General features: G+C 61.2%; 9 protein-coding genes. 8 read left to right on the top strand and 1 reads right to left on the bottom strand.

The window, feature by feature from the left end; genetic code table 11:
- Positions 1–1,962, bottom strand: a 1,962-nt coding sequence (locus tag M6D32_RS17965; RefSeq protein ID WP_298258603.1) for an acetate--CoA ligase family protein, incomplete at its 3' end; no start/stop codon positions are given.
- A 318-nt stretch (positions 1,963–2,280) separates the two neighbouring features.
- Between M6D32_RS17965 and M6D32_RS17960 the strand changes: the two genes are divergently transcribed.
- The 8 genes from M6D32_RS17960 (at position 2,281) to M6D32_RS17925 (ending at position 11,193) form a co-directional block, all read left to right on the top strand.
- Entirely contained in the window at positions 2,281–2,973 is a 693-nt protein-coding gene (locus M6D32_RS17960; protein WP_298258601.1) for a GntR family transcriptional regulator, read from the top strand.
- A gap of 83 nt (positions 2,974–3,056) precedes the next feature.
- Entirely contained in the window at positions 3,057–4,796 is a 1,740-nt protein-coding gene (gene oxc / locus M6D32_RS17955; protein WP_298258599.1) for an oxalyl-CoA decarboxylase, read from the top strand.
- A 59-nt stretch (positions 4,797–4,855) separates the two neighbouring features.
- Positions 4,856–6,133, top strand: a complete 1,278-nt coding sequence (frc, locus tag M6D32_RS17950) for a formyl-CoA transferase (RefSeq protein ID WP_298258597.1) — start codon at positions 4,856–4,858, stop codon at positions 6,131–6,133.
- Positions 6,134–6,332: 199 nt separating this feature from the next.
- Entirely contained in the window at positions 6,333–6,470 is a 138-nt protein-coding gene (locus tag M6D32_RS17945; RefSeq protein WP_298258595.1) for a hypothetical protein, read from the top strand.
- 328 nt (positions 6,471–6,798) lie between these two features.
- A complete protein-coding gene (gene oxlT / locus M6D32_RS17940; RefSeq protein ID WP_298258593.1) occupies positions 6,799–8,100 on the top strand; it encodes an oxalate/formate MFS antiporter in 1,302 nt (433 codons plus the stop codon).
- Positions 8,101–8,364: 264 nt separating this feature from the next.
- Positions 8,365–8,790: a CBS domain-containing protein gene (locus M6D32_RS17935; RefSeq protein WP_298258591.1), complete on the top strand. Its 426-nt coding sequence runs from the start codon at positions 8,365–8,367 to the stop codon at positions 8,788–8,790.
- Between the two features lie 101 nt (positions 8,791–8,891).
- Complete coding sequence (locus M6D32_RS17930; protein WP_298258589.1) at positions 8,892–9,908, top strand: 2-dehydropantoate 2-reductase; 1,017 nt, start codon at positions 8,892–8,894, stop codon at positions 9,906–9,908.
- Between the two features lie 292 nt (positions 9,909–10,200).
- Positions 10,201–11,193, top strand: coding sequence for a nitronate monooxygenase family protein (locus M6D32_RS17925; RefSeq protein ID WP_298258587.1), 993 nt, complete (start codon positions 10,201–10,203; stop codon positions 11,191–11,193).
- The last annotated feature ends 39 nt before the right edge of the window (positions 11,194–11,232 follow it).

Raw genomic sequence — 11,232 nt, 5'->3', positions numbered from 1 at the left:
CTTCGCCTCCATCTCCTTCTTCACCTCGACCATGTTGCGCGCAAACACCATCGGCGGCGTCACGATCGTGTGCCAGTAGCCGAGGATCAGCGAGTGGATGCGCTCGTCGGAGAGACCGAGTTTCACCGTGTTGACATAGGTGATCGGCGGCTCGCCGCCGGTGATGTCGACCGGGTTTCCGGCAGCACCGAACGGCGGGATGAACTTGCGGAACGCGGCATCCAGATCCGGCGGCATCGCCATCAGCGACAGGCCGTTATCGACGACGGAGTCCGACAGCAGCACGCCCGAACCGCCGGCGCCCGTGATGATCAGCACGTTCTCGCCCTTCGGCGTCGGCAGCACCGGCACTCCGCGGGCAAATTCGAGCAGCTGACGCAGGGAACGGGCGCGGATCACGCCGGACTGCCTGAGCACGTCCTCATAGATCTTGTCATTACCGGCGAGCGCGCCGGTGTGCGACGAGGCAGCCTTTGCGCCGGCCGCGGTGCGGCCGGCCTTGAGTACGACGACCGGCTTCTTCTTCGAGACGCGCTTGGCAGCTTCGGCAAAGGCGCGGCCATCCTTCAGGTCTTCGCAATGCTGCGCGATCAGGTTGGTGTTGGGGTCCTGCTCGAAGAAGGCGAGCAGATCGTCCTCGTCGATATCGGACTTGTTGCCGACGCCGACGATGGCGGAGACGCCCATCTTCGCCGAACGCGAGAAACCGATGATCGCCATGCCGATGCCGCCCGATTGCGACGACAGCGCCGCGTGACCCTTGACATCATAGGCGGTACAGAAGGTCGCGCAGAGGTTGGCGGGCGTATAATAGAAGCCGTAAATGTTCGGCCCCATCAGACGGACGTTGTACTTCTTGCCGATTTCGACGATCTCGGCCTGCAATTCGGGATGGCCGGCTTCGGCAAAGCCTGACGGAATCAGCACTGCGCCCGGGATTTTCTTCTCACCGCATTCGGTGAGCGCTCCGGCAACGAACTTGGCCGGAATCGCGAATACCGCGACATCGATCACGCCCGGCACGTCCTTGACGCTCTTGTAGGCCTTGTAGCCGAGAATTTCGGAAGCCTTGGGATGGATCGGCAGGATCTCGCCCTTGTAGCCGCCGTTGATGAGGTTCTTCATCACCGAGTTGCCGATCTTGCCGTCCTCGGCCGAGGCGCCGATCACGGCGACCGCCTTGGGCTGCATGATGCGGCTCATGGATGCGACGATCTCTTCGGTCGAACGCGGCTTCTCGCGCGGCTTGTAATCGAAATCGACGACGATGCGCACGTCGGCCGCAATCGCGTCCTTCTTGGTGGCGAAAACCGGATTGAGGTCGAGTTCGACCATTTCGGGGAAATCGCTGACGAGCTGCGACACCTTGACGATGACGTCGGCAAGCGCCTCGCGGTTGACCGGATCGCCGCCGCGGACGCCCTTCAACATTTCGTGTGCCTGGATGCCATCCAGCATCGAGAACGCGTCTTCCCTGGTCGCTGGCGCGAGGCGGAAGGTGACGTCCTTGAGCACTTCGACGAGCACGCCGCCGAGGCCGAACGCCACGAGCTTGCCGAACGAGCCGTCGGTGATGGAACCGACGATCACTTCGGTGCCGCCGACCAGCATCTGCTGGATCTGGATGCCTTCGATCTTGGCGTCGGCTTTATACTTCTTGGCGTTCGCCAGAATGGTGTCGTAGCTCTTCTGGGCGTCTTCGGCGGTCTTGACGCCGACCACAACGCCACCGGCCTCGGTCTTGTGCAGAATGTCGGGGGAGACGATCTTCATCACCACCGGGAAACCCATGCCGGATGCGATCTTGGCCGCCTCGGCCGCCGACTTGGCAACACCCTCCTTCGGAACCGGGATTCCGTAGGCGTCACAGACCAGCTTGCCTTCCGGCGCCGTCAGACTCGTGCGTTTGTCCGCCTTCACGGCATCGAGGACCTTGCGGACCGCATCTTTGGAATTAGACATTTAGCTTCCTCCTTGACTTTAATTCCTGGGGCGCAGGCAGGTGCTGGCATCAGCAGCCTCTCCGGCCTGGCGGGGACTCACTAGCTCTTTATCTGACGGCAGACGCCGGCCTGGCTCCATTACAGCTTGACCGGGCCGCGCAAATTGGTTCGTATGGCATTTGGTATGCCAGAAACGAACTTGTCAAGTCACGGAAATGCTGAAAACAGGGCCAACTTGACATTCTGGCATTTGGCATGCCAAAAATTAGAGAGTTCTGGTTCTTAATTATAAGATACACCAACGGCACACCGATCAATCAACCAGGGCAAAATGACCATGGCCGACACAGACATTGCCGTAGTCCGGATCGTGCCGGAGACGAGCTTCAAGAACAAGGCGTATGAGGCGCTAAAAGATGCCATCTTGAAGATGGACATCTATGCGACGCCGGAGCCGGTCATGCTGGACGAGCGTGCGCTTTCCGAACGGCTCGGCGTCAGCCGCACTCCTATTCGCGAGGCGATCGCGATGCTGGAGCAGGACGGCTTCGTCAAGACCGTGCCGCGCCGTGGCATCGTCGTCGTCCGCCGCACCAAGAGCGAGATCGTCGACATGATCCGCGCCTGGGCTGCGCTCGAGAGCATGGCGGCACGATTGATCACGACCACCGCGCGCAAGAAGGACATTTCGGCGCTGCGCGACTTCTTCACGGATTTCGGCAAGGACCGCCTGCCCGAACATCACATCGACGAATATTCCAGAGCCAACATCGCCTTCCACCAGGCACTGATCGCGCTCAGCGAGTCGCCGGTGCTCGTCGATATGACCAACGATATCCTCTTGCATGTGCGCGGCTATCGCCAACTGACGATCGGCCGTGTCGAGCGCATCGCGGCGTCCCTGCCCGAGCACATGGCCATCATCGAGGCCCTCGAACAGCGTGACACCAGCCTCGCCGAAAGGCTGGCGCGGGATCACACCCTCGGCCTTGCGGCTTTTGTCGAAGCCCACGGCAAAGAACTGTTTTAGCGCTCGGATCATTTCGCGCGCGTTGCATGAACCAATCGGGGGACGAATTCGTCCCTCTTAGAAAACGACCAAGGAGAAGCGGAATGTCCGCAGTAGTACAGAGCATCGATGCCAAAGCCGCCGCCGCTGAACAGGAATTGACCGATGGCTTTCATCTGATCATCGATGCGCTCAAACTCAACGATATCAAGACGATCTACGGCGTACCGGGGATTCCGATCACCGACTTCGGGCGGATGGCGCAGGAAGAAGGCATTCGCGTCCTCTCGTTCCGCCACGAACAGAACGCCGGTTATGCGGCTGCGATCGCCGGCTACCTGACCAAGAAACCCGGCATCTGCCTGACCGTGTCGGCGCCCGGCTTCCTCAACGGCCTCACCGCGCTGGCGCACGCCACCACCAACTGCTTCCCGATGATCCTGATCTCCGGCTCGTCCGAACGCGAGATCGTCGACCTGCAACAGGGCGACTACGAGGAAATGGATCAACTCGCGATCGCCAAGCCGCTTTGCAAGGCGGCATACCGCGTGCTGCACGCCGCCGACATCGGCATCGGTCTCGCCCGCGCCATCCGCGCTGCGGTTTCGGGCCGTCCCGGCGGCGTCTATCTCGACCTGCCCGCAAAACTGTTCGGCCAGGTGATGGACGCCGAAGCCGGCCGCAAGTCGCTGGTCAAGGTGATCGATGCGGCCCCTAGCCAGCTCCCTGCCCCGGTCGCGGTCAAGCGCGCGCTTGACGTGCTCAAGGGCGCGAAGCGTCCGCTCATCATTCTCGGCAAGGGCGCAGCCTATGCGCAGGCCGATGACGAAATCCGCACCCTGGTCGAAAAGAGCGGCGTGCCGTTCCTGCCGATGAGCATGGCCAAGGGCCTGCTGCCCGATTTGCATCCGCTGTGCGCGGGTGCCGCGCGCTCGACCGTGCTCAAGGAAGCCGATGTTGTGATGGTCATCGGCGCCCGTCTCAACTGGCTGCTGTCGCACGGCAAGGGCAAGAGCTGGGGCGATGCTCCGAAGAAGTTCATCCAGGTCGATATCGAGCCGAAGGAAATGGACTCCAACGTCGAGATCGTTGCGCCCCTGGTCGGCGATATCGGCTCCTGTGTCTCCTCGCTGCTCGCGGCGATGGGCAACAACTGGACTGCCGCGCCGGCCGAATGGGTTCAGAAGGTCAGCACCAAGCGCGACGAGAACATCGCCAAGATGGCGCCGCGCCTGATGAACAACAATTCGCCGATGGATTATCACGGCGCGCTCGGCGTGCTGCGCACCATCGTCAAAGAGCGGCCGGACGCCATCCTCGTCAACGAAGGCGCCAACACGCTCGACCTCGCACGCGGCGTGATCGACATCTACAAGCCGCGCAAGCGGCTCGACGTCGGCACCTGGGGCGTGATGGGCATCGGCATGGGCCAGGCGATCGCTGCGACCATCGAAACCGGTCACCCCGTGCTTGCGGTGGAAGGCGACAGCGCCTTCGGCTTTAGCGGCATGGAAGTCGAGACCATCTGCCGCTACAACCTGCCGGTCTGCGTCGTCATCTTCAACAATAACGGCATCTATCGCGGCACCGACGTCAACAAGAGCGGCGGCAGCGATCCGGCGACGACCCTTTTCGTCGAGGGCGCCCGTTACGACAAGATGATGGAGGCGTTCGGCGGCGTCGGCGTCAATGCGACGACACCGGATGAACTCAAGCGCGCCGTGAACGCAGCGATGGATTCCGGCAAGCCTACCATGATCAACGCAGTGATCGACCCGGCTGCGGGCTCCGAGAGCGGACGCATCGGCAACCTCAATCCGCAGAGCGCTCTCAAGAAGAAATAAGGCGACAGGACCAGACGCTCCCGCGCACGGGAGTAAAATTCCAAGACGGAGTAGATACGATGACAAAGGCGCTGCAAGGCGTTCGAATTCTCGATTTCACCCACGTTCAATCCGGACCAACCTGCACGCAGTTGCTGGCGTGGTTCGGTGCAGATGTGATCAAGGTCGAGCGCCCCGGCGTCGGCGACATCACGCGCGGGCAGCTGCAGGACATCCCAAAGGTGGACAGCCTGTATTTCACCATGCTCAACCACAACAAGCGCTCGATCACGCTCGACACCAAGAATGCCAAGGGCAAGGAAGTGCTCACGGCGCTGATCAAGGCTTGCGACGTGCTGGTCGAGAATTTCGGCCCCGGCGTGCTCGATCGCATGGGCTTCTCCTGGGAGAAGATCCAGAGTATCAATCCCAAGATGATCGTGGCGTCGATCAAGGGCTTCGGCCCCGGTCCCTATGAAGACTGCAAGGTCTACGAGAACGTCGCGCAGTGCACCGGCGGCGCCGCCTCCACCACCGGCTTCCGCGATGGCCTGCCGCTCGTCACCGGCGCGCAGATCGGCGACAGTGGCACCGGTTTGCACCTGGCGCTCGGCATCGTCACCGCGCTCTACCACCGCACCCACAGCGGCAAGGGCCAGCGCGTCACGGCCGCGATGCAGGACGGCGTGCTCAATCTCTGCCGCGTCAAGCTGCGCGACCAGCAGCGCCTCGCCCACGGCCCGCTCAGGGAATACAGCCAGTTCGGCGAAGGCATCCCGTTTGGTGATGCGACCCCGCGCGCCGGCAATGATTCCGGCGGAGGACAACCGGGCCGCATCCTGAAGTGCAAGGGCTGGGAGAGCGATCCGAACGCCTATATCTATTTCATCACCCAGGCGCCGGTCTGGGAGAAGATTTGCGATGTCATTGGCGAGCCCGGCTGGAAAACACATCCGGATTACGCCAAGCCCCCGGCACGGCTGCCGCGCCTGAACGAGATCTTCGCCCGCATCGAGCAGTGGACGATGACCAAGACCAAGTTCGAGGCGATGGAAATCCTCAACAAGGACGACATCCCCTGCGGTCCGATCCTGTCGATGAAGGAAATCGCCGATGATCGGTCGCTGCGTGCCACCGGCACCATCGTCGAAGTGGATCACCCCCAGCGCGGCAAGTACCTGTCGGTCGGAAACCCGATCAAGCTGTCGGACTCACCGGCCGATGTGAAACGCTCTCCGCTGCTCGGCGAGCACACCGACGAGGTTCTGCGTCAGGTGCTCGGCTTCTCCGACCATCAGGTGAAGGAAATCCATGATTCCGGCGCGCTCGACCCGCCGCAAAAGGTGGCCGCGGAATAGGCCAGCCACCATTTCCCCGCTCAAGGCCGCCGCACTCCGGCGGCCTTTTTCTTTGGTAAAACAAATACTTGCGAAAGGTCTTGTTGCGTTGCAATAATAATTATGCTGCCATGCAAACTAATCCGTTGTATTTGGTATCTGGTATACCTAAGTTTCGAACGTCGCCGCCGTTCACCCCTTGGAAACATTAGGAAATACCATGTCCGCAACCGCTTCTCTCGCCCTCGCCCCCTCCAATGGCCTCTTCAGCCGCCTGGTCGCGACCATCGACCGCTTGCTGATGACCTATGCCGAGATCACGATCCGCAACGGCGATATCCCGCGCTGCATTCTTTGAGATACTGAAGTACAGGATCAGTCCCGCCCCGGACAAATCTTTCTCTGCCAATGGCTCCCAGGATTTGGGAGCCATTTTTTTTGCGCGTGGCGTACTTGGGATGTGATGCATCGGATCGGGCCGCAGGAGGCTTGGTTGCCTGTGAAATGCCCGCAGCAGCGACCGGCTTGCCTCGGCGGCCGGTTGTCAACAGAATGTCTCACCTGTGCCAGACACAAATTGAAAAATCGATCTTGCGCGCTGGAATATAATATACCAGAATTGCGTACCTGCAGCGCTCGACCTCCGATCTAGGTAGGCCAAAAGGCGCGCAATAGGAGGAGACACAATGACGGCAACCGCAGCGAGTGCGCCGAGCCAGCAGATATCCAGTGGCTTTCGGTGGACGCAACTGATCATCGGCCTCATCTGCATGGCGATGATGGCTAACTACCAATATGGCTGGACCTTCTTCGTCCCACCCATGGCAAAGGCGCACTCCTGGCAAGTCGCCAGCATCCAGGTCGCATTCAGCCTCTTCATTGCGTTTGAAACCTGGTTGACGCCGGTCGAGGGATTCATCGTCGACTGGCTCGGCCCGCGCGGTCCAAAAATCATGGTGGCCATCGGCGGCATCCTCGCTGCTTGCGGCTGGCTCATCAACTCGAGGGCCGACTCGCTGGAAATGATTTACGTGGGCGCGATCCTTTCCGGCACGGGCGCGGGCGCGGTCTACGCCACTTGCGTCGGCAACGCCGTGAGATGGTTTCCTGATCGCCGCGGCCTTGCCGTCGGTCTTACGGCCGCGGGCTTCGGTGCCGGCGCCGCCCTCACGGTCATTCCCATCCAGAAAATGATCGTGTCGATCGGCTACGCCGACACCTTCTTCTGGTTCGCGCTCGGTCAGGGCGTCATCGTCTTCGTGCTCGCCTGGCTGCTCCGCCCGCCGCAGGCCGGCGAAGTCCCGACCGCCTCGGCCGTGAAAGTCCTGCAATCGAAGACCAGCAGCAACCCGGGCCAGGTGCTTCGGTCTCCGCTGTTCTGGATCCTCTATTTGATGTTCATCGCGGTGTCCGCGAGCGGCCTCATGGTGACTGCCCAGCTCTCGATCATCGCCAAGGACTACGGCGTGGCGCAAACGATTATTCTGTTTGGCCTGCCCACGTTGACGCTGGCTGGTGTCATTGACAGCCTGTGCAATGGCGGCGCCCGACCGTTCTTTGGCTGGGTGTCCGACCAGATCGGCCGCGAATACACCATGGCGATTGCGTTCGGCCTGGGAGCCATCGCCTACTGGCTGCTTGGAACGGCAGGCACGACGCCATGGGCATTCGTGATCTGCGCCGCAATCGTCTTCTTCACGTGGGGCGAGATCTTCAGTCTGTTCCCCTCGACCACCACCGATATATTCGGGCCGAAATTCGCCACGACCAACACCGCCCTGATGTATTCAGCGAAGGGAATGTCGGCCTTTGTGGTTCCGCTGGCCAACGTGCTGAAGACACACACTGGCAGCTGGCACGCCGTGTTTGTGGTCGCATCGATCATGAACATTCTGGTGGTGGCGGCGGCCTTGTTTATCGTACGCCCGATGCGGCTTTCGATGAGCGCCGCGGAAAAGCAGAGCCCGGTGGCACAACCGGCCGAATAAGCACAAAGACACAGCCTTCCATCAGTCAATGAACGTCGGGGCGCACTTCGGTGCGCCCCTTCCTTTTGTCAAAAAATACTGGAATACAAAATACAAAACCGTGCCTGGATCTGGCCATTCCGCCGCCGCACATGCTCGAAACGTCAATAACGCTGTCATTCTTCTTGGAAAATCGCGCTCACAAACGAATTGACAACTGGCATAACGTATACCAAACTTGCAGCACTAATGCCTGATCCTGCGGCTGACCTTGAGGAGCTTGCGATGAAAGTCGGAGACGTCCTGCGCAAAAAGACCGCGCGTATTTCCACCATTCGAATGAATGAGACCGTGGCCATCGCGGCCCAGCTGATGCGTGCGGGCAATGTCAGCGCCCTTGTCGTCAAGGACGTCGTACGCACGGAAGGCAACACCGCCGTCGGCATGTTCACCGAGCGCGATGTTGTGCGTGCGATTGCCGAGCACGGCGCCGCCGGCATCAACATGAAAGTTTCGCAGCTGATCTCGGTGCAGCAGCTCGTGTGGTGCACCTCCAACGATACGCTGGAGGATGTCCGTCATCTAATGAACGAACATCACATCCGCCACGTTCCGGTGATCGACAATCACAGTCTCTGCGGCGTGATCAGCATCCGCGATATTGCGACGGCCTTTGACGACGAGGCCATGGTGTTCGCCGCGTCGGCCTGAGCCTCTTCCCTCTTTGGTCCATTCCCTGGCGCGGAAATTCGATTTCCGCGCACTGCGAAGACGTGTCCAAATTTCTCATCCCAGCTTCCAGGTAGGTTTTCATGAAAGTCTGCATTTACGGCGCCGGTGCGATCGGCGGTTATCTCGGGGTCCAGTTCGCGCGCGCAGGCGCCGATGTCAGCCTGGTGGCGCGCGGCGCACACCTTGCCGCGATGAAAGCAAACGGATTGAAGCTTCTGATCGGTGACGAGGAGCGCGTGGTACATCCGCGCTGCACCGACAATCCCGCCGAGCTGGGCCCGCAGGATTACGTCATCATCTGTCTGAAGGCGCACTCCATCACCGGCGTCATCGACTCGATGAAGCCGCTGCTTTCCGAGAAGACCCGTATCGTCACCGCGGTGAACGGCATCCCCTACTGGTATTTTTACAAACACGGCGGCCGTTACGAAGGCGCAACGCTGGAGAGCATCGATCCCGGCGCGCGGCAATGGCGCGAGCTCGGACCTGCGCGCGCCATCGGCTGCATCGTCTATCCCGCGACCGAGATCGTGGCGCCCGGCGTGGTCCAGCACGTCTACGGCGACCGCTTTCCGATCGGCGAGCCTTCCGGCGAGACGACGGAAGACGTGACGCGCTTGTCGGCGCTGTTCAGCGAAGCCGGCATGCAGGCACCGGTGCTCGACCGCATCCGCGACGAGATCTGGCTGAAGCTCTGGGGCAATGTCTGCCTCAATCCGATCAGCGCGCTGACGCATGCGACGCTCGACGTGATCTGCTCGGATCCGGCGACGCGCGCGCTGTCGAAGGCGATCATGATCGAGGCGCAGACGATTGCCGAAAAATTCGGCGTCAAATTCCGCGTCGACGTCGAACGTCGCATCGAAGGCGCCCGCAAGGTCGGCGCCCACAAGACCTCGATGCTGCAGGACCTCGAGCGTGGCCGACCGATGGAAATCCAGCCCCTGGTCTCGGTGGTTCAGGAAATGGGACGGCTGACGGAAACCCCCACGCCCGCCCTCGATGCCGTGCTCGCGCTGGTCGTGCAGCGGGCCAGAGTAGCCGGACTTGGCTGCACAACGCCCGCCGCCCCGGCCAAAACACCGGCCTTTGCCTGATCACGCGGCCCTGAACCCAGGCCAAGAGTTGCAATGTAGACATTTGCCGGCCGGAACGGCATCTTCCTCGCGAAAAGCAGAACAAGGTGTGCGCCCACGCACCCCTTAAGGAAGGTAAGAGGCTAGTGTGGCGACACTGACGCTCCTTTCAGTTTCGCGGCGACCCCTTCAAAGGAGCGTCAGAGTCAAAGCCACACTAGAAATATTTGTTTACTAGTGTCCCTTTGGTTCTGACATTCGTAAAAGCGCCCGCCGCGATATGATACGAATGTCAGAACCGGGACACTAGCAAATGCTGAAGACGCGATTTACCGAACTTGTCGGCGTCGAACACCCGATCGTCCAGGGCGGCATGCAATGGGTCGGCGTCGCCGAGTTGGTCGCCGCCGTCGCGAATGCCGGTGCGCTCGGCTTCATCACTGCGCTGACGCAGCCGACGCCAGAAGACCTGCGAAAAGAAATCGCGCGCTGCCGCGAGATGACCGACAAGCCGTTCGGCGTCAATCTGACCATCCTGCCCTCGATCAAGCCCCCGCCCTACGCCGAATACCGGCAGGCCATCATCGAAAGCGGCATCAGGATCGTCGAGACTGCCGGCAACAAGCCGCAGGATCACGTCACCGAATTCAAGAAGCACGGCATCAAGGTCGTGCACAAATGCACCAGCGTCCGCCACGCGCTCTCGGCCGAACGCATGGGGGTCGATGCGATTTCGATCGACGGTTTTGAATGTGCCGGCCACCCGGGCGAAGACGACACGCCGGGCCTGATCCTGATTCCCGTGGCCGCCAACAAGGTCAAGATCCCGATGATCGCCTCCGGCGGCTTCGGCGACGGCCGCGGTCTCGTCGCCGCGCTCGCGCTCGGCGCCGAAGGCATCAACATGGGCACGCGCTTCATGGCTACCCAGGAAAGCCCGATCCATCAGCATATCAAGGAGCGCATCGTCGCCAATGACGAGCGCGAGACCGAGCTGATCTTCCGCACCATGCGCAACACCTCGCGCGTCGCCAGGAACGCGATCTCGACAAAAGTGGTGGCGATGGAAAAGGAAGGCGCGACTTTCGAGCAGGTTCGCGAACTCGTGGCGGGCGCGCGCGGCAAGATGGTCTACGCCACCGGAGACGCAGACGAGGGAATTTGGTCCGCGGGCCAGGTGCAGGGCCTGATCCACGATATTCCCACTTGTGCCGAGCTCGTCTCGCGCATCGTCCGAGAAGCCGAAGCCATTATTCAAAGCCGGCTGGAGGGTATGATGTCCCCTCGCCGCGAAGCCGCGGAATAGTCTCGTTATGCCATCCTCCTCGTCCCGGCGATTCGAAGC

Origin of the sequence: Bradyrhizobium sp., from assembly GCF_027307225.1 — a bacterium.
GTDB lineage: Bacteria > Pseudomonadota > Alphaproteobacteria > Rhizobiales > Xanthobacteraceae > Bradyrhizobium.
This window is presented reverse-complemented; position numbering and strand designations above follow the sequence as displayed.

What these genes read in the sequence shown, in the direction of transcription:
- M6D32_RS17960 (WP_298258601.1), top strand. Translation starts at nt 2,281, where the DNA reads ATGGCCGACACAGACATTGCCGTAGTCCGGATCGTGCCGGAGACGAGC.
- oxc (WP_298258599.1), top strand. Translation starts at nt 3,057, where the DNA reads ATGTCCGCAGTAGTACAGAGCATCGATGCCAAAGCCGCCGCCGCTGAA.
- frc (WP_298258597.1), top strand. Translation starts at nt 4,856, where the DNA reads ATGACAAAGGCGCTGCAAGGCGTTCGAATTCTCGATTTCACCCACGTT.
- M6D32_RS17945 (WP_298258595.1), top strand. Translation starts at nt 6,333, where the DNA reads ATGTCCGCAACCGCTTCTCTCGCCCTCGCCCCCTCCAATGGCCTCTTC.
- oxlT (WP_298258593.1), top strand. Translation starts at nt 6,799, where the DNA reads ATGACGGCAACCGCAGCGAGTGCGCCGAGCCAGCAGATATCCAGTGGC.
- M6D32_RS17935 (WP_298258591.1), top strand. Translation starts at nt 8,365, where the DNA reads ATGAAAGTCGGAGACGTCCTGCGCAAAAAGACCGCGCGTATTTCCACC.
- M6D32_RS17930 (WP_298258589.1), top strand. Translation starts at nt 8,892, where the DNA reads ATGAAAGTCTGCATTTACGGCGCCGGTGCGATCGGCGGTTATCTCGGG.
- M6D32_RS17925 (WP_298258587.1), top strand. Translation starts at nt 10,201, where the DNA reads ATGCTGAAGACGCGATTTACCGAACTTGTCGGCGTCGAACACCCGATC.